General features: G+C 38.0%; 13 protein-coding genes. 12 read left to right on the top strand and 1 reads right to left on the bottom strand.

Annotation, left to right across the window (positions count from 1 at the left end; translation table 11 throughout):
- Positions 1-97 precede the first annotated feature (97 nt).
- From A5844_RS01745 to A5844_RS01695, 11 genes are all read left to right on the top strand, one after another.
- Positions 98-6,682, top strand: coding sequence for a hypothetical protein (locus tag A5844_RS01745; protein WP_086283365.1), 6,585 nt, complete (start codon positions 98-100; stop codon positions 6,680-6,682).
- Positions 6,683-7,982: 1,300 nt separating this feature from the next.
- Positions 7,983-8,843: a ribosome biogenesis GTPase YlqF gene (ylqF, locus tag A5844_RS01740; protein ID WP_086283363.1), complete on the top strand. Its 861-nt coding sequence runs from the start codon at positions 7,983-7,985 to the stop codon at positions 8,841-8,843.
- The gene (gene rnhB, locus A5844_RS01735; protein WP_086283361.1) at positions 8,836-9,603 is read left to right on the top strand and encodes a ribonuclease HII; all 768 of its coding nucleotides are present in this window, start codon (positions 8,836-8,838) and stop codon (positions 9,601-9,603) included. Before ylqF ends, rnhB begins: the two co-directional genes overlap by 8 nt.
- Before the next feature lie 62 nt (positions 9,604-9,665).
- Positions 9,666-10,523 (top strand): DNA-processing protein DprA, encoded by an 858-nt coding sequence (gene dprA / locus A5844_RS01730; protein ID WP_086283360.1) that lies wholly within the window; start codon positions 9,666-9,668, stop codon positions 10,521-10,523.
- Positions 10,524-10,644: 121 nt separating this feature from the next.
- On the top strand, positions 10,645-12,723 hold the full coding sequence (gene topA, locus A5844_RS01725; RefSeq protein ID WP_086283358.1) for a type I DNA topoisomerase: 2,079 nt from the start codon (positions 10,645-10,647) through the stop codon (positions 12,721-12,723).
- On the top strand, positions 12,692-14,056 hold the full coding sequence (gene trmFO, locus A5844_RS01720) for an FADH(2)-oxidizing methylenetetrahydrofolate--tRNA-(uracil(54)-C(5))-methyltransferase TrmFO (RefSeq protein ID WP_086283356.1): 1,365 nt from the start codon (positions 12,692-12,694) through the stop codon (positions 14,054-14,056). The genes topA and trmFO overlap by 32 nt, the downstream gene beginning before the upstream one ends.
- Before the next feature lie 369 nt (positions 14,057-14,425).
- A complete protein-coding gene (xerC, locus tag A5844_RS01715; protein ID WP_086283354.1) occupies positions 14,426-15,325 on the top strand; it encodes a tyrosine recombinase XerC in 900 nt (299 codons plus the stop codon).
- 30 nt (positions 15,326-15,355) lie between these two features.
- The gene (hslV, locus tag A5844_RS01710; protein ID WP_086283352.1) at positions 15,356-15,904 is read left to right on the top strand and encodes an HslVU peptidase proteolytic subunit; all 549 of its coding nucleotides are present in this window, start codon (positions 15,356-15,358) and stop codon (positions 15,902-15,904) included.
- 11 nt (positions 15,905-15,915) lie between these two features.
- Positions 15,916-17,319, top strand: a complete 1,404-nt coding sequence (hslU, locus tag A5844_RS01705; protein ID WP_086283350.1) for an ATP-dependent protease ATPase subunit HslU — start codon at positions 15,916-15,918, stop codon at positions 17,317-17,319.
- A gap of 15 nt (positions 17,320-17,334) precedes the next feature.
- Positions 17,335-18,126 (top strand): GTP-sensing pleiotropic transcriptional regulator CodY, encoded by a 792-nt coding sequence (codY, locus tag A5844_RS01700; RefSeq protein ID WP_086283348.1) that lies wholly within the window; start codon positions 17,335-17,337, stop codon positions 18,124-18,126.
- Between the two features lie 75 nt (positions 18,127-18,201).
- The gene (locus tag A5844_RS01695) at positions 18,202-19,077 is read left to right on the top strand and encodes an aldose 1-epimerase family protein (RefSeq protein WP_086283346.1); all 876 of its coding nucleotides are present in this window, start codon (positions 18,202-18,204) and stop codon (positions 19,075-19,077) included.
- Positions 19,078-19,383: 306 nt separating this feature from the next.
- On the opposite strand, the gene plsY is transcribed toward A5844_RS01695, so the two are convergent.
- On the bottom strand, positions 19,384-20,022 hold the full coding sequence (gene plsY / locus A5844_RS01690) for a glycerol-3-phosphate 1-O-acyltransferase PlsY (RefSeq protein ID WP_086283344.1): 639 nt from the start codon (positions 20,020-20,022) through the stop codon (positions 19,384-19,386).
- Positions 20,023-20,122: 100 nt separating this feature from the next.
- Between plsY and A5844_RS01685 the strand changes: the two genes are divergently transcribed.
- Positions 20,123-20,554 (top strand): CoA-binding protein, encoded by a 432-nt coding sequence (locus A5844_RS01685; RefSeq protein ID WP_086283342.1) that lies wholly within the window; start codon positions 20,123-20,125, stop codon positions 20,552-20,554.
- Positions 20,555-20,682: the final 128 nt, after the last annotated feature.

Genomic DNA, 20,682 nt, shown 5'->3' with positions numbered 1-20,682 from the left:
ATTATATAGAGAGAAGGGGAGTTTAGAAGGAATTTTTTTTGTTTGCTGGATACCTGAAATAAATCATCCAAATACTTTCAATGAAGGAGTGAAAAAGATGCCACAGGAATTCAGGATACCATTGAAACCAAAGCATTCGAAGATGCCGAAAAAGTCAAGGATACCACAAGATTCTTCTAGACGAACAAGTGGTCGGAACTACAACAAAATGAATGACAAGAATAAACCAGGAGGTGTCCAACGCGTTTTAAACAATGTCTCCAACACATCGGGACATACCCTAACACCCGAAGGAATAAAGCGCCCAGCGGGCTGGCTTCATACATGGGGAACCTTGTTAATGATGGCCCCACCATTAGATTTTCCCGACCAACAGATGGTCTTAAAAAAAACTCAACCAGCATTTGAAGTGAATACACGAATTGACGTTAGAAGAGATGGGAATCAGACAAGGATCCACTCCTTTGTTTCAACCTCCACCATTAATCATGAGCAAATCCAATCTACATTATTTTTGAATAGGCCCCATACTAGGTCTCACCTATCCTCATCGGTGGCACTACCGTTTGCCAGTACTGCTGACTCTCTTTTTGACAATCAGACATTACATTATCAGACATCAACGTCTACGCAACCGAATGTTGACATAGCGAAGATGGCACATGAATTAAGTATTTCTGTTCACCAGAAAGCTCATGAACTCTATCAACTGATGAATTGTAGCACTACGAGAAGGACGGATCAGGTGAAGACATGGGTCGTCACAGGAGAAAGCGTGGAACAAACGAGTTTTACCACGGTTTGTCAGAATGCCATCGGCAGAGCTGAGACACAAAATAATCAAGAAATGAAACAAGAAAGTGAGAGCTCTTCTATTTCTACTTACCCTGTGAATGGCATGAATGTTCAAGGAACTTCTCAGTTTTCTGCGGAAGAGGCTGCTCAAGAACTAATCAAGTCCTTTCAAGATTCTTTCGAAAACAAACATAACGCTACAATAGGAACCCCAAATCATATACATAATCAAGTGGCAGAAACATTTTGGAAGGGATTAATGGAACGGCTCTATCATTTTTTTTCCCAACACGAAAATAAGTCCTATACTCAAAAACAAGAAGGAAGTCGTAATGGATCTCTGATGTCATATTTTGTGGATTTGTTGCTACAAACTTTTTCGATAGATTATGGAAAACATGTTCCCACTAACCCACCATCAGAAAAGAACCTAAATTATCAGATGAAAAAGTTATTTTCTAATCAATCAAATCAAACGAAAAAAAGACTATTGGAAGTAACGCCAGAAATGGTAGCGGAAACTGTATTAAAAATGGCACCAGAAACGGTATTGGAACCCGAACAAGAAGTGACACCAGAAATGATTTTGAAAACTGTGCTTGTATTGAACTCAGAAGGAGAGGGGTTTTTACCTCAACTTTGGCGCTTGGCTACGGATTTTTATGGAGTAGTCGATGATTTTATCCAACAATCCATTGGCCTCCAGTTTTTAAGCGCCGAGGCTATGCCGTTGCCAACTACTAGAATACCTTCTCTAGAATTAGAGGAAAATCAATTAACATTCAAAGAGAGTCAGATAAGTGTAACCACTACAGGAAGCAGTCAAGTTAATGGAACGGCACCTTATATTAATGGAACTGAATTAGAGATGACACCAGCTGGGGGAAGTAATGATACTCAGGAAATCAATGAAAAGATCCAAGCATTTTTGCGGGAAAATGCCGATGACCCAACAAAGGTAGTGGCTAAGGAGGTAAAGGGAGAATTCAGTCCCCCTGAATGGACAAGTGAACAAAAAGAGAACATCCGTAAGAATCTAGTTGATTTTTTCATAGAAAAAGGAATAGACTGTCAAGAATCTAATGCCAAAGATCTAATGGAGACAGTCGGTGAGTGGGCGCTTCTTGAAGGAGCGACTCCCCCAGCGCTGGATATGGTGAAAGTCAAACAACTCGCAAAAATTATTCTAGACATGGAGGAAGAGACAGTAATTTCAGAGGAACAAGCAGGTTTAACTGTCGGATCATGGATCTATGAAACAATGAAAGACAACCAACCTGTAGCTTTAGCTATGGTCGCAGGAACTACAAAACAATCAGAAGAAACGAGCACGATGCTATCCCCCTCAGTAAATGAAGAGCAAACTAATTCAACAGCTAAAGAGGGTACGGTTCAATGGCGTAATCCAAAAGTGCGAAAAAAAATAGAAGCGTTCCTTAAGGGGAAAAAGGTGCTCTCTGATCAACCAACTCAAGAACAAGTATTGATTGCTATGGGAAAATGGTTCACACAAGAAGAAAATAACCACTTGGTCTTCAATTATAAAAAGCTTCAATCAGTGGCGAAAGTGATCCTGAATGTATTGAAGCTTTATGGTGGAATAAAAGAGGAGAATGTCTCGAACAAAGATGCCGAACTAACCGTCATGAAATGGGTCTTTGAAAATGTGTTGGGGAGTTCGATTGAAGCATATATAGTCAAAACACTCGTGACGGTTCCTGACGTGAACCAATTTACAATTGGACACCTGAGGGATCTATTTACGGTTGAAAACTTAAAAAAAGCAGGTCATCTTCAGTTAGATGTACCGACCTTTTCTCAAGAACAGAAGACCTTCTTTAATAAGCTATGGAATTTATTCCTCCAGCGAGAGTTGCCTAATTATTTTGTAGACAGCAGTGGTCTAGGCAATAACTTATTGGTTTCTGATTATAACTCATTGATGCAACTAACAGGGGCTAAAATCTTAAAGGAGGGGGAATATCAAGCCTCCTTTAGTCCAAAAGAGGCTCGATTGATGGGGGAACATTTTTGGCAAACAATCCTTGAAAAAGGAATCACCACTTATGAAGAATTCCGTCATCTCCTGATGCCTTCTTTACTTGCGGTCGCTCAACTAGAACCAGATTTATTACGTGAGGCATTGGCTACGGGTACCTACAAAGAAGTGGCAATCAGCACATTTATAGGATACCAACAAGTAGGTTATTTTCAACTCGTTGAAAATCAAGAATTACTCGATCGTTTGTATAAAGCCTATCAAGAAGCCTTACTTCAATGGCGCCGAAAAGATGCTATAGCCACAAATATTGCTGAAAAATGTCGCAACAAAGGTTCTCGTGCGCCCATTTATGTTATAAAACAAAACTATCTTTTAGGCTTAGAGGAGCCCTGTCGAGATATCGATTGGTTCCCACCTAAATTAGAAGACGAGTATATCAAATTGACAAAAAACGTCTCGGATACGCATATTCCCTTTGATAAAAAAATGATTGAATTTGCGATAAATACGGTTGATCTAAAGGAACGTAAGTTTATCTTCTCGGAAGGAACCTCCCTTTACGAAGGATTTGCCGAGTTGAAAAATGAAACCCACTATATAGGTGGAGCTCCGGGAACAGGTGGGATGTTACTGATTAATTTTAGAGGACGAGTGACGTGGGAGGACACGACGCTTAGTCTAGATAAAACCGATCTATTCGTGGCTGTTCAAGGAAAGGAAGAACGTTGGTATGGATTGAAGAGACTGGATGAAGAAGGGGGATATATCCTCTATCGAGTGGATCAAGATCCCCTATCCTATCTCAAATATGGTTTATTTAATCGAAAAGATCTTTGGGAAAAAGGATATCGCCAAGTAGGAAATGAAATTCGTATAGGAGATAAAAACTTTCAGTTCTCTGCTCGTGTGAATCGAAGTAAAAAATTATCCCATGGAGTGGAAATGGGACCGTTCATTGAGGCATTAAGTCGAAAGCATAGTGATCAACTATATAACCAGCTCTACGATTCGGGAAATGACAAAGCGGATATCGAAAAAGCTTGGGATGTCATCAAGCATTTCATCCCATTTTATGATTGTGTGATTGGGATCAAAAACCAAAATGTGGGGGAAGCGGTAACTTCGTGTACGATTGATGCATTGATTTTCATACCGGTATTTGGGCAGATCACTTCCCTCAATATCAAATTTGCACTAGGTGTTGCCAGAACGTTTGCCAAAAGCGGTATCAGAGGTGTGATCCTAAATAGTAGTCGTTTTCTTCCTAATATAGCAGAGATTCAAAAACTTCTGTTAAGTCTTGCACGGACCCTCGATCCAGGGTTTGAGTTAGTCATAGGTGGGGGACGACTGGTTGCCAAGAAGCTAGCGAGTCTCAAAAATGAATTATGGGTAAGTAAAAAAACCAAAGAGCTATTAGAAAAAATAGAGACCATGGAAAAATCACGAGAGGCGTTGAAAAAAGAGATTGTGATGGCACGCTCGCCGAGAGATGAATTGGTTATTCCAGTGAGAAAGGTAAAATCTCATTTGTATAGGCGGGTGACGAATCTGGAAACTGTGGAGGTGTTTGGTGGACTATTTATGTTGAAAGGAGATCAACTAGAAGATTATAGAGGCGTGGCTACATTCACTCCTGAACAATTAACGTTGATTGATCTTTTGGAGGTGAAACTAGATAAAACTCAGCTATTTGTCGTTGAAGCTAACCCTAATCCTCAGGCTTATGGAGAAGGACCAATCACAACAGTATTAAAAGAAGGAGAGGAAGCAACACACTTTATTCGAATGAAAGAAAAACTGATTCCGGTGATCATCACGGTAATTAAGGAGCATGGTATCCGATTGGATGTTTATGTCCCGCATTCAGAAAAAATCTTGTCAGTGAATTATAACGGTGTGGAGTGGTATTTTGAAGCTGAGACTTCGCCTTTCATATCAAAAGAGGTAGAAACAAAAATCGCTGATATTTTGGATCAGTTTGAAACACAAAAAAATCCAAATGATCTTTCTGCACCAGATAGTAGAGATGGTTTGATGTGGAATGAATCAGATAGGTCCTACATCAAGATCAAGGAACACTACATCCCGTTGATCTTACTAGATCAGAAGTTAAAACGGTATCATTTGGTGAAAAAAGACTACAATGAGGAAATGACAGTGTTAAGACTTGATTCAAAAAGTGGCCAGTTTCGTTTTGAAACAGATTTTGAAAGGACACAAGTGGAAGAAGGAATTGATGAAGAGGTTCTACATAGGAGAGGGGAAAGGAAAGTCAAGAAAAAAACTTCAAAAATTTTGAAAGAAGGAGAGCCAAGTACCTCGCAAGGAGTAGTCTCACAAAGTAATCAAAGCGGAGTGTTTCCGCCGTATAATAAGATTCCACCATCTCCAGGTAGAGGAGAGCTATGGAATAAAATCAGAAAAGCAGTAGAGTTAATGGAGCCTGTTAGAAGAGTAGAAGATCCTACTGTTAAGCTTCCATTGCTAGCTAAATTTATCCCGGAATCGTCTCCTGCCGTTTCCCTTAATAATGATTGGATTAATGAGAGCATTTTGAGAGAGATTAATAAGCATTATCGATTTGCATTTCGAGTATTTACTGGACTTCGGACAAAAAGAGTACCAGAGTTTCTCAAGCCGTTTGTCAGAAAGCTGGCAAAAGATATTACGAGTTCTATGGAATATTTTGGAGATGCACATGTAAAATTCAACACTTTATTGAGGCAAGAAATGATTTCAGAAACCATTGGTGGGGAGTATTTAACAAAAATGTTTTCACTGGAAGGAAAGGATAATCAAGAAGAGATATTAAAGGAAATCGTAACAAGATTGGCGTCAATTACAAGAAAAGCAGAGAGATTTCTTCAACTATCAAAAGATTGGGGCTTTGAAAATATTTTGATTGTATCGACTGATTTAATTCAGCAAGGAAGTTCAAAAATTTATTATACAATACATCAAAATTTGCTAGAACAGGCATTTGCAATAAGAAACGATCCAGAATGTCGAATCTTCGTTTTAGCGGATGCTTTCCACTTAGATCCCAAGGTAGATCTATCAATTGAGTTAACACCGGCTCTAGATGAAACAATTATGCATGAAGTCACTCATATTACTGCAAGAACATCAGACTTAACAACATATAGCTTGCCTATGAGAGGCACTTGGAATAATGGAAAAGCGATAATGGATGAAATTAATGAAAATTTTTCGGAAGTTTTAGCATCTATGGGTTTTAAAAGATTCGTTGCACGATTGGCGGAAGAGTTTAATTTGCCAAATTTATCAGAAGAAGTAGTCGCTGAAGCGCTAGCACTAGATGTAGATCCCATGCTACGAACCAATTTTCTGTTAACCGATGCTGAACTTGTTATGATTATAATCAGAGATGTTGTCGAAGGAAGAAAATATGATGACCTAATTCGTGTCTCAAGGGAGGCTGTTACCGAAGAATTAGGAGATAAATTTATGTTTATGTATCTAGCGTTGGCTTACGAACTTGGAGAGGGAATATTCGAAAAAGATCTTCAACTGAACAAGATGCAAAAGCAGATCACAACAAGAACAACGGATAATGTAAGTGTAGATATAACAGACAAAGAAACATTAGTAACTGCAAGCACTACGAGTGGGAAAGAATCTACACGAATCACACCCAATAGAATTTCCTTAAATCCTTCACCCACGAAAACACAAGGTAGCAACAGTCAGACTCAAATTACCCTCAATCAACAAGGAGCGGAACTCCCAAAAACTACAGCGAAAAAAAAATTTTTAGATCTTGTAGGAACGGGGAAGGAAAGAAGTACTCAATTCAAGTCAACGATGATATTCAACCACCCAATAAGTCAGGATCAGCAAGAATTTTCCCCACAACACTAACTAAGTGATGTCCGAATTTACTGCATTCTGTATGAAGGCAAAAACGGACATGATAGAGAGTAAGGTGGGATATTAGTGGAATGTATATTTTTAAGTGTGGGACAAGAACTTAATAGTTACGCCTTTGATTCTATTCTGAGGTATAAATAACCTAAAAATTCCATTTAATTATATGTATTTTTGCGATTAACCTAAAAATAGGCGAGCAACTCTTTTTATTGAAAGTGCCACAACCTGACTTTGTTCCTTTTTTTGACTTGGTTACACTCTTATCTGACGCAAACAACAGGATTATCATTGTGTAATATCGACTTCTTATCAAGTATTCCATATTTGTCTACTTAATCTAGTTTGATAATAGCTGGATATGCTTCAGATAAATTAACCGAAAAAGGCTTCTGAGATAGTAGGTTTAGAAAAATACCGATTATTACAAATCTATTATTATCTTACTGATAATCGGCGCAAACTATGGGTCAAATCTATATCTAGCATTTGATTTTATATGGATTGCTTTTTTTTTGGAAATGGACGCACAACGATTGATTGGATATTCGTAATTTTCGCCTTCGAATCTACTAGGTTTAGCTGGAGAAATATTCAATTTATGCAGGGCGTTATCTTCAATTGCGATTCCAATCAACTAGTGTGGATTAACATTAATGGTTTTTATGTTTTTTGAAATAAAAGCAAAGGAATAATTATTGATAATAGGATGTTTAAAAATTGGTGGTATGATAGAATAGCCAGAGGAGATTGTCACATGTTTTTCAAATCAATATCAGTACTCACTTCACTTATGAAGAGCGATATTAAATGGTATCATACGTAATATGAATTATGCATTAGTTGGTATGTAAATCCCTAGATCGGAAGCGTATGAAGATGATATGAATATATCCGAAAATATTCGTAAAGTTCAACGAAATGCAGAACGCAAGCTATGAAGAGAAGATTGATAAAAATCATTGGAAAACAGGAATAAAGTAAATCGGAAACAGTAGAAAACTTTTCACAACTTGTATAAAAGTAATTTAATCATCGGGGTGTTGATGCTAATTCAAGAACAACTGAATGAGAAAGATTGAATATAGATAATGTGAATCAATTGATTGATGGAGAAGTTTAACATCAAAACGATTTATGGTAAAATGCAAAAGATACGTGGTTATAAAAGAACGTATAGAGATAATCTTTTCTTCGCTTGATATGTATGGTTTGTATCATAAAACGATTTTACTAAGATTATCAACAATTAAATAGTGTAAACACTTGATATGAAAGGAGTTGCTTTAATAATATGACCATTCAATGGTTTCCAGGACATATGGCAAAGGCCAGACGAGAAGTATCTGAAAAAATGAAATACGTTGATATCGTCTTTGAATTGGTTGATGCGCGTTTGCCGTTGTCTTCTCGTAATCCTATGCTGGATCAGATCATTCAGCAAAAGCCAAGGCTTGTTTTATTAAACAAAGCAGATCTAGCAGATCCTCAACAAACAAAGAAATGGCAAGAGTACTTCAAACAGCAAGGTCATCAAGCATTAGCAATCAATGCGCAAGAAAACAAAGGGATTAAAGCTTTGATTCCCACTGCAAAAGAGGCTTTGAAGGAAAAGCGTGAACGAGATGCTGCTCGTGGGATCAAAACTCGAGCCATTCGTGCAATGGTCTTAGGAATCCCTAACGTTGGGAAATCTACTTTGATGAATCGACTCGTTGGTAAAAAAATTGCCCAAACAGGAAATAAACCTGGCGTCACTAAAGGTCAACAATGGCTACGTTTAGGAAGTGAACTAGAACTATTAGATACCCCAGGAATCTTATGGCCAAAATTTGAAGATGAAGAAATCGGCAAAAAATTGGCTTTGACAGGAGCTATCAAGGATCAGCTCGTTCATCTAGATGATTTGGCTATCTATGGCTTGGATTTTTTCACGCGCTATTATCCAGGAAAAATCAGTGAGCGTTATGGACTAGAGATAGAAGAGGAACAGAGTTTAGCACCTGAATTATTGATGACGATCACTGAAAAACGAGGCTATCGTCAAGATTATGATCGTGGAAGTGAACTAGTGGTTTTTGATATCCGCCAAGGAAAACTAGGACGTTATACTCTTGATCGCTGTGAAGAAATAGGTGCATCTTTAGATGAGTGAATCGATCAAAACAATCAAAGAACAATTAAAAACAATCAGCCAACTAGATGATCCTGTACTCGAATTATACAGGAAAGACCCTCGCAAGGGTGTTCAGCAAGCCTTGCTTTCTTTTGAGAATAGGATTCAAAAAGAACGATTACTTCGTGAGAAATATGAAACAATGTCATGTTTTGAGTTGGAAGGCCATGAAAAAGGATATGAATGGATTGCTGGAATCGATGAAGTTGGCAGGGGACCTTTAGCAGGACCTGTGGTTTCAGCAGCAGTTATCTTACCGAAAAATGTAGTTATTTATGGATTAAATGATTCAAAACAGCTTTCCGAAAAAAAACGAGAAACTCTTTATGAACAAATCCAAGAAAAAGCCGTATCAATCGGGCTAGGCATAATTGGTGAAGAAACCATCGATGAGGTCAACATTTATGAAGCAAGTAAACTGGCTATGTGTGAAGCAGTAAATAAGCTTACAACCACTCCTGATTATTTACTGATTGATGCAATGACGTTGGACTTACCTATTCCACAAAAAAAATTGATCAAAGGGGATGCTCGATCCATCTCCATTGCGGCGGCTAGTATTATTGCCAAGGTGTTTCGTGACCGTTTAATGCGAGACTATGATCAGCAATATCCAGGATATGGATTTGCACATAATGCGGGGTATGGTACAAAAGAACATCTTCTAGGATTAGAAAAACAGGGTCTCACACCTATTCATCGGAAAAGTTTTGCTCCAGTCAAACAATATTTAGGATAAAATAAAAAACGTCACTTTCACGTATATTACTAAAAAGTAATTATGTAGAAAGGAGACGTTTTATGTTTTATATCAAAGATTATTTAATCAAATTAGCCTATGTAAATGGAATGAATGGACAACAAAAATGGCGAGTGATCCATCATCTTTTAACCTTTAAAAATGAACGGTTAACCACAAATGAAATCATCGAAATCGCACAAATCAAAAGTCAAGAAATGACTTTTCAAAAAAGTTGGTGGATGATCCATGAAGAGTGGGAGAAAATCAAAAAAGAAGAGCGATTTTTCACTTGTCTTGATCCAATTTATCCATCACAATTGTTTCATCTAGCGTATCCTCCTATCTTGCTTTTTTATAAAGGAGATCTCTCATTATTGAGAAGTAAGATGATCAGTGTTGTTGGCGGTCGAGAAACTTCTGTGTTAGCTAAAAAAACTGTAAACCATTTGTTGTTACCCGTAATTGAAAAAGGCTTTGTGATTGTGAGTGGTGGGGCAAAAGGTATTGATGCATATGCTCACCAAGCAGCAATCAAAGCTTCTGGTAGGACGATCGCCATTATCGGTACTGGGATCGATCGATGCTATCCCAAAGAAAATCAAAGACTTCAAGAAGAAATTAGTAAAAATCATCTTTTACTAAGTGAATTTCGTCCTGAAGATGGACCGAAAAAATATCATTTTCCTATGAGAAACCGCATAATTGCTGCATTGTCACAAGGAATCTGTGTAGTAGAAGCAAAGAAAAAAAGTGGATCATTGATTACTGCCCAACAAGGTTTGGAACTTGGACGTACTATTTTTTCCGTTCCAGGAAATATTTTAACAGGACAGTCATCTGGCTGTCATCATTTGATTCAAGATGGGGCAATCTGCGCCATTTCAGGGCAAGATATCTTAGCTGAAATAAATGGCTAGCTAATGTTTTATTATTTACTTTCCTTGACAAACGTTTTCTGAATGGATATGATAAGCTACGATTTGTATGATTCCTCTTATTATAGTAGGAACACGTCAATGGAAAGGAGTCCATTCAGGAATGGCATATAAATATTTAGTGATTGTAGAATCACCTGCGAAAGCCAAAACAATTGAAAAATATCTCGGACGTAATTATAAAGTAATGGCCAGTGTTGGTCATATCCGTGATTTACCAAAGAGCAAAATGGGTATTGATTTTGAAAATAATTATGAACCCCATTATATATCGATTCGAGGAAAAGGCGATGTCATCAAAAGCTTGAAGACAGCTGCTAAAAAAGCACAAAAAGTATATCTTGCAAGTGACCCGGATAGAGAAGGAGAGGCCATTGCTTGGCACCTTGCTTATTTACTAGGGCTCGATCTAAATGAAAAAAATCGTGTTATCTTTAATGAGATCACAAAAGATGCCGTCAAAGCGGCATTTAAAGAACCACGTACGATTGATGTTGATCTAGTGGATGCACAACAAGCACGAAGAACTCTTGACCGGATTGTAGGGTATTCAATTAGTCCTATTCTATGGCGTAAAGTCAAAAAAGGGTTAAGTGCTGGTCGTGTCCAGTCGATCGCATTAAAGATTATTATTGATCGTGAAAAAGAAATCCGTGAATTCACACCAGAAGAATACTGGAGCATTGATGGTAACTTTAAAAAGGCACGAAAAAAATTCAAGGCTAACTTTTGGGGGATCGACGGAAAGAAGAAAAAACTTTCAGATGCTGAAGCTGTAAAAGAAGTGACCCAACGAATTGATGGAAAAGAATTTGAAATAAAGAAAGTTGAAAAGAAGGAGCGTAAACGCAATCCAGCGAATCCTTTCACAACAAGTAGTTTACAACAAGAAGCAGCACGTAAATTGAATTTCAGAACAAGAAAAACAATGATGGTTGCTCAACAACTTTATGAAGGAATCGCACTAGGCAAACAAGGTACAGTGGGGTTGATCACATATATGCGTACAGATTCCACTCGTATTGCTGATACAGCAAAAGCCGAAGCAGCTTCATATATTGAAGAAACATACGGCAAAGAATTTTCTAGCCATGTTGAACGCAAAATCAAAAATTCCCAAGGCGCACAAGATGCCCATGAGGCAGTACGACCAACCAGTGTATTGCGAACACCAGAAGAAATTAAGCAATACTTGGATAAAGATCAATTAAAACTTTATACCTTGATTTGGTCACGTTTTGTTGCTAGTCAGATGACACCAGCCATTCTTGATACGATGAAAGTGACTTTAGAACAAAATGGAGTGACCTTTATTGCTAATGGATCGAAAGTGAAGTTCAAAGGGTTTATGCAAGTCTATGTTGAAGGTAGAGATGATGGGAAAGAAGACAAAGAAAACATTTTGCCGGAACTAGAAGAAGGCGATATTGTCCAATCTGTCGATATCGAACCAAAACAGCATTTCACTCAACCACCTGCTCGCTTTAGTGAAGCCACCTTGATTCGTGCGTTAGAAGAAAATGGTGTCGGACGCCCATCCACGTATGCTCCCACTTTGGATACGATACAGCGTCGCTATTACGTGAAACTGACACAAAAAAGATTTGAACCAACTGAACTAGGTGAAATCGTCAACTCGTTGATTTGTGAATTCTTCCCACAAATTGTAGATATCCATTTCACTGCTGAGATGGAAGGCGATCTAGATAAAATCGAAGAAGGAAAAGAAGCGTGGGTCGAAGTTGTGGACCGTTTCTATAAGCCTTTCGAAAAAGAATTAGGTAATGCGGAAGAAAAAATCGAAAAGATCCAAATCAAAGATGAACCAGCTGGTTTTGATTGTGATATCTGCGGTCATCCAATGGTTATCAAACTAGGGAAATATGGTAAATTTTATGCTTGTAGCAATTTCCCTGATTGCAGAAATACAAAAGCAATTGTCAAGGAAATTGGCGTGACTTGTCCAGTGTGCCATGAAGGACAAGTCATTGAACGTAAATCTAAGAAAAACCGTCTATTCTATGGCTGTTCTCGTTTCCCTGATTGTGAATTCACATCTTGGGATAAGCCAATCGGTAGAAACTGTCCAAAATGTGATCAGTATCTAGTTGAGAAAAAAGTCAAAGGCGGGAAACAAGTCGTCTGTGTAAATGGCGATTATGAAGAAGATGTCCAAAAATAAAAAAATGAGAAGAGGTTTTCAGTTGAAAAACGTAAATGTTGTAGGAGCAGGACTTGCTGGAAGTGAAGCTGCATGGCAGATTGCTCAAGCAGGTGTGCCAGTACGATTATATGAAATGCGTCCAGTTAAATCGACTGAAGCACACCATACAGGAAATTTTGCTGAACTTGTTTGTTCAAACTCATTAAGAGGAAACAGCCTAGCCAATGCAGTTGGGCTATTGAAAGAAGAGATGCGTCGGTTAAATTCGGTCGTGATCACTTCAGCAGATGAAACAGCTGTTCCTGCTGGTGGGGCATTAGCTGTGGATCGTGATACATTTTCAGAAACGATTACACGTAAAGTGAAAGAACATCCTTTGGTGACAGTCGTGAATGAAGAAATCACAGAAATACCTGAAGGGATTACTGTCATTGCTACAGGCCCCTTAACTTCTCATCCTTTAGCTGAAAGTATCAAAAAATTTAATGGCTCGGATGGATTCTATTTTTATGATGCGGCTGCACCGATTGTTGATAAAGCAACGATCGATATGGATAAAGTCTATTTGAAATCACGTTATGACAAAGGCGATGCCGCCTATTTGAATTGTCCGATGACAGAAGAAGAATTCAAAGCATTTCATGAGGCTTTGATCCATGCGGAAGTGGCAGAGCTAAAGTCTTTTGAAAAAGAGAAATATTTTGAAGGTTGTATGCCTATTGAAGTGATGGCGCAACGTGGATTTAAAACAATGCTGTTTGGTCCGATGAAACCAGTAGGATTGGAAGATCCAAAAACTGGTAAACGTCCCTATGCAGTGATTCAATTAAGACAAGATAATGCGGCAGCTTCGCTTTATAATATCGTGGGTTTCCAAACTCACTTAAAATGGGGCGAACAAAAACGTGTTTTTCGTATGATACCTGGTCTAGAAAACGCTGAGTTTGTACGCTACGGTGTCATGCATCGTAACAGTTTTATGAATTCACCAGAATTATTGAAGCCAACTTACCAATCTGTGAAACGGGAAGATTTATTTTTTGCTGGACAAATGACTGGTGTGGAAGGTTATGTGGAAAGTGCTGCAAGTGGTTTGCTTGCTGGGATCAACGCAGCGCGCTTGGCAAAGGAAATGGAACCAGTCACCTTGCCACAAGAAACCGCAATGGGTAGCATGGCTTACTATATCACCCATGCTGAAGGCAAACATTTCCAACCAATGAATGCCAATTATGGTCTGTTCCCAGAATTGCCTGAACGTATCCGGGATAAAAAAGCACGTTATGAAGCGATTGCGCAACGAGCGCTAGCAGCTAATGAACAAATCAAAGAAATGTTAGCATCAGAATAAACAAACTATTTCTTAAAAGTTCTTAAGGTAACTTTTTCTGTGTCTAGGAACCAAGAAATGATTTTTGAATAAATAAGGCGAAGAATCATGAAATAGGAACAACTATTTTTTGATTATTCGTCTTGTTTTTTTGGTGCGAAAAGATCACTCACTGTTGACTTACGAATCAACAGATAAAAAATGGAAACACGGGGATAGAAGTAAAAAAGGGATAAGTATTAATAATGAGAAGAAAATAAGAGGTAAAGTCAAGTGAATTGTGTCAATTGTGACTAACCTTAGAAATATTGGTTAAATTCTGACAATTTATTTGTTTTTTTACTTTAGCTATGCTAAATTTATCTCTGGAAGCTAAAGGAGGGGGAAAAGATGGCAGAAACAACGTGGCAAGAAAAATTTTTGCGTTATTTAATCGTTGAACGTGGCTACTCTGAGAAAACTGAAGGGGCGTACGCTGAGGATATCAAAGATTTTGAGACCTTTTTAGCAGAATCTGGCGATGCGGATGTATTGAAAGTTAGTTATTTAGATGTCCGCGTTTATTTAAGTCATCTGTCTGATAAGGCTTACAGTCGGAATTCTGTTAGTCGTAAGATTGCCAGCCTACGCTCCTTTTACCAATATCTTCTAAAAGAAGAAATCATAGAGGAAAATCCGTTTTCTTACGTCCATTTAAAAAAGAAAAATATCAAACTTCCTCGTTTTTTTTATGAAAATGAGATGCAGGCATTATTTGCAAGTGTTACAGGGGATCGTCCGTTAGATTTGAGAAATCGCGCATTATTGGAAATTCTTTATGGCTCAGGTATTCGTTTAAGTGAATGTAGTGGTTTGAAGATAACGGCTATTGATTTTGAATCCGAAGTGATGTTGATTCATGGAAAAGGAAATAAAGAACGTTATGCGCCATTAGGTACTTTTGCACAAGATGCTTTACGAGAGTATTTTAAATATGGTCGCACGGTTTTAATGGAAAAGTATCACAAAGATCATGAGTATGTGTTCGTGAATCATCATGGGGAACCGATTACTCCAACTGGAATCGAATATGTATTGAATCAGATCATCAAAAAAAGTAGCTTAGATAGCGATATCCATCCGCATATGTTGCGACATACCTTTGCTACACATTTATTGAATAATGGAGCAGATATGCGGACCGTACAAGAATTACTAGGACATCAAAATCTATCCACTACCCAAATTTATGCACACGTGACAAAAGAAAGTCTACAAAAAAATTACCGCTCATTTCATCCAAGAGCGTAAACTTATAAAGTGTTATAGGAGGAAAGCTATATGGTAGAATCACAATTCCATTCAACCACTATTTGTGCAGTTGAAAAAAATGGCAAGTTTGCAATGGCTGGAGACGGTCAAGTGACGATGGGAGAATCTGTCGTGATGAAAGGTAGCGCACGAAAAGTTCGACGCATTTATAACGATGAAGTTGTTGTCGGCTTTGCTGGAAGTGTCGCCGATGCATTTACACTGGAAGAAAAATTCGAAGGTAAGCTAAACGAATATAACGGAAATCTGCAACGAGCAGCTGTAGAGTTGGCACAAGAATGGCGGACACAGCAGTCGATGCAAAAACTTGAAGCCATGTTGATCGTCATGAACGACAAAGAAATGTTATTAGTATCGGGTACAGGAGAAGTTATTACGCCGGATGATGGTATTTTAGCCATTGGCTCTGGAGGGAATTTTGCTTTAGCGGCTGCAAGAGCAATGAAAAACTATGCGCAAAATGACATGAGTGCCAAAGAAATTGCTGAAAATGCGTTGAATATTGCAGCGGACATTTGTGTCTTTACGAATCATAACATTATCGTGGAAGAACTATAGAGGTGAATAATATGTATGAATTAACTCAAACACCAAAACAAATCGTCAGTGAACTGGATCAATACATTATTGGTCAACAAGCTGCTAAAAAATCAGTAGCTGTTGCGCTACGTAATCGCTATCGTCGTCTGCAACTAGATGAAAAAATGCAACAAGACATCACACCAAAAAATATGCTGATGATCGGCCCAACAGGTGTTGGTAAGACAGAGATTGCTAGACGTTTGGCTAAAATCGTCAATGCTCCTTTTGTCAAAGTAGAAGCAACAAAATTTACTGAAGTTGGCTATGTCGGACGTGATGTAGAATCAATGGTCCGTGACTTAGTTGAGAATGCGATCCAAATCGTTGAGAAAACTCAATACAGCCGTGTCCGACCTGAAGCGAAAAAGAATGCAGAAAAACGATTGGTGAAAATCTTAGTTCCTGGTATCAAAAAAGAACAAAAGCAATCGACGAACCAATTTGAACAAATGATGAGCATGTTCAATGCATCACAGCAAAATAATAGTGCTGAACCACAAGAAGAAGTCACAGAAGAAATTCGTGTCAATCGCCGAACGGTACTTGAACAGTTACAAAAAGGACTGTTAGATAACCGTGAAGTCACGATCGAAGTGGAAGATCAAAAGAAACCTGCTCCAATGATGAATAATGGGCTTGAACAAATGGGGATCGATTTGAATGAAACTCTAGGTGCATTGACACCAAAGAAAAAAGTCGAGCGTACAGTGACAGTCAAAGAAGCATTGGAATTGTTGATCAAAGAAGAATCGGCAAAATTAGTGAATGATGCGGATATCCATAGTGAAGCGATAAAACTAGCTGAGTCAAGTGGGATCATTTTTATTGATGAAATCGATAAGATCACGTCCAAATCACAACAATCGGGTGAAGTTTCTAGAGAAGGTGTTCAAAGAGATATTTTACCAATCGTTGAGGGATCACAAGTGAATACCAAATATGGCTCTTTACAAACAGATCATATTCTTTTCATTGCTTCAGGAGCCTTTCATTTATCAAAACCAAGTGATTTGATCCCAGAATTACAAGGTCGCTTCCCGATTCGTGTGGAATTAGATGATTTGACTGCAGAAGATTTTGTCAAGATTTTAACGGAACCAAATAATGCTTTGATCAAACAGTACATTGCGTTGATCGGTACAGAAAATGTCACTGTCACATTCACGAAAGAGGCGATTGAACGTGTTGCACAAATCGCTTACGATGTAAACCGTGAGACAGATAATATTGGTGCGAGACGATTGCATACGATTTTAGAAAAATTATTGGAAGATCTGCTGTTTGAGGCACCTGAAATGCAAATGGGTGAAATTACGATTACCGAAGCGTATGTCAATGAAAAACTAGAATCGATTGCATCAAATGAAGACTTAAGCCGATATATATTATAAAATTGGAGGAAGAAAATGACGGATTTGTTAACGAAAACTCGCAAGATAAACAAGTTATTGCAACAAAAAAATACATTTGATATGCAAGCGGATTTACCTTACGATAAAATGGCTGTTACGTTAGGAGCTGTTTTAGATAGTAATGCATACATCATTGGCAGTGAAGGAGTGCTACTCGGCTATAACGAACGTCACGATGTCAATAATGATCGTGTAAAAACGATGTTTGTAAAAAAACAGTTTCCAGATGCCTATACGGATACAGTAGATCAATTAACAAAAACCGAAGCAAATATTCCAATTACTAGCGAAATGACTGCTTTTCCTTTTGAAAGCCGTGAAAAATATCCATTTGGGTTAACAACAGTTGTACCGATATTTGGTGCTGGTGAACGTTTAGGAACGATCATTCTTGCTCGAATGGAACAAGCCTTTAATGATGAAGATCTTGTATTAGCTGAATACGGAGCGACCGTTGTAGGAATGCAGATCCTTTATCAAAAATCGCGAGATATCGAAGCAGATGTCAGAAGCACTACCGCGGTTCAAATGGCGATCAATACTTTATCTTATAGTGAGCTAAAAGCAGTCCAAGCAATTTTTGATGCACTTGAAGGAGATGAAGGTCGTTTGACGGCCTCAAATATTGCCGATAAGATCGGTATCACACGTTCAGTGATCGTGAATGCTTTACGTAAATTAGAGTCAGCAGGGATCATTGAATCTCGTTCGTTAGGGATGAAAGGTACGTATTTGAAAGTGTTGAATGCACGCTTTAAAGAAGAATTGATGAAGCATAGTTATTAGAAATAGAAATGACTCGTTTTCCTTCAGGATTATTTAGTTACCGGGAAGAGAGTATGTATAGGTGGAGGAATGACGATGACTGTTATTATTCAAAATGATCAGCTGATTGCTGAAATTGCTGAACATGGGGCAGAATTGATCAGTTTGAAGTCCAAAGAGCATGATCTTGAATATATTTGGCAAGGCGACCCCAACTACTGGGGAAGACATGCCCCTGTGTTGTTTCCATTTGTAGGCAGACTAAAAAATGATCAATATATGTATCAGGGAAAAATGTATTCGATGGGGCAACATGGCTTCGCACGTGATATGGATTTTGAAGTGATTGAGCATGGTCAGGAGTTAGCTAGCTTTATGTTACGAAGTACCCCAGAAACGAAAAAAAACTATCCCTTTGATTTTGAATTGGTAATTTCTTATGAACTTGGTGGAGATGGCATTACGGTGCACTATCAAGTCGAGAATACTGGAGATGAAGAGATGTTTTTCTCCATAGGTGGCCATCCAGCATTTAACGTACCTTTAGAAGAAGGGCTATCTTTTGAAGATTTCTATTTAGCCTTTTCACCTAGGAAATCAAGATTACGTTTACCTTTAAATGGTCCATTCATTGATATGGAACAAAAAACTTTAGGTCAAACTAACACTAATTTAGCTTTGATGAGAGATTTATTTGAGCAGGATGCTTTAGTATTTGAAACAAAAGGATTGAATGCCTATTCGATCCGAAGTGAACAATCAAGCCACAGTGTGACTTTAAGTTATAAGGATATTCCTTATGTTGGTATCTGGTCTCCTTATCCAAAAGAAGCGCCATTTATTTGTATCGAACCATGGTTTGGAATTGCCGATACAGTCAATAGTAATGGTCATCTAATTGAAAAAGCAGGGATCAACCAATTGGGAGCCTATGAAATCTTCAAAACAAAATATTCGATCACAGTTAAGTAATATGTGCAGCTCACTTACTGATTCATATAATCAGCAGGCTTGTCTTATTTTAATCTAGCCGATAGTTGGTTGAAACACCATTCTTGAAATGAAAAATGCCTTCTAAACTTCTGGCAAAAGTTTAGAAGGCGTTATTTACTTCATATAGTGTGCGATTGTTCTTGTATTATTGAAGAAGGACTTCGACAATCGACAATAACTGCTCTACCAAAGTAGTTGGTACCCCCAAAAGCGCAAATCCTTTTCTTCACAGACTTGATATACGGGTGCAATCTTGATTTATGGAACTATTGGGCTTTTTTATCCTTATTTTTTCTTTTTACTACTATTTAAACCAAAAGGAACACGACTTTCCGTTTTATTTTTGATTCGTTGGATATTGTCTTTATGCCGATAAAAAATAAAGGCGGAAACACCAAATGCAATAATGGTTAATAACCAATTAGGTTTTGGCAGGATAGCAGGAGCAACATACGATAAAATGACGGTTGATAAAGTAATCAAGACCGCGCTGATCATACTAGACAAGCTTACCATACTTGTGAAAAATAAACTGATAATAAAAATAAGGCAAGAATAAATAAAGAATAAAGGATTGAATCCTAAAAGCATACCGGCACTAGTAGCGACAGCTTTTCCTCCTTTGAATTTTGCAAAAATCGGGAAGGTATGTCCGATGATGGCACCAACACCAAACCAAAGAGGATTGACAGTCGTGATATGGAAAATAATAGGAAGGCAAGTGGCTAATGTTCCTTTAAGAATATCCATGAACAAGACGATCGTTCCCGCTGTTTTACCCAATACTCGGAAAGTGTTTGTAGTTCCGGTATTACCGCTTCCATATTCTCGGATATCTTTTTTAAAGAATAGCTTACCAATCCAAACTCCGGATGGAATGGAACCTAAAAGATATGCTACAATAAACAATAAGATTACTTTCATTTTTTAACCTCTTTCAAGTTGAAAACTATTGTTTATTTTAGCATGAATAGAGGAGCAGAACAATCGAAAAACTTGCAAGTATCAGAGAGGAGTTGTAATTATGACTTTTAAAAATCCGTCACAGGAAAAAATTTTTCAGTATTTAAAAGAAGCAAACAGAATCGCTGTTGTCGGTTTAAGCAATAAAACAGATCGGACAAGCTACCAGATCGCCCAACTGCTACAAGAAAACGGGTATCAAATCATTCCAGTAAATCCACTATTAGTCGGGGAAGAAATACTTGGTGAAAAAGTAGTAGCTAAATTGACAGATATTGATGGTCCAATCGATATCGTGGATATTTTCCGTCGTAGTGAATTTTTGCCAGAAGTAGTGGCTGACTTCTTGGAGACAGATGCCAAAGTATTTTGGGCGCAATTAGGCATCCAAAATGATGAGGCGGCCCAACAGCTTCGTGCTGCTGGACGCGAGGATATTGTCATGGATCGCTGTGTCAAAATCGAATTAGCCAAAATGGCAGAAGCTGAGTAATGTAAGAACAGAGAACTCTTATTTTTTAGTTGAAATGAAAATCCAATCATTTGAAAGAAAAGCAACTGTGAAAAATGTGGTTAGGAGGTAATTTGTTTTATTCTTGCCTAACCTCTTTTTTTTCGTGA

This window comes from Candidatus Enterococcus wittei, assembly GCF_002140175.1.
Classification (GTDB): domain Bacteria; phylum Bacillota; class Bacilli; order Lactobacillales; family Enterococcaceae; genus Enterococcus_B; species Enterococcus_B wittei.
The sequence above is the reverse complement of the archived record's forward strand: the minus strand, read 5'-3'. Positions and strand labels throughout refer to the sequence as shown.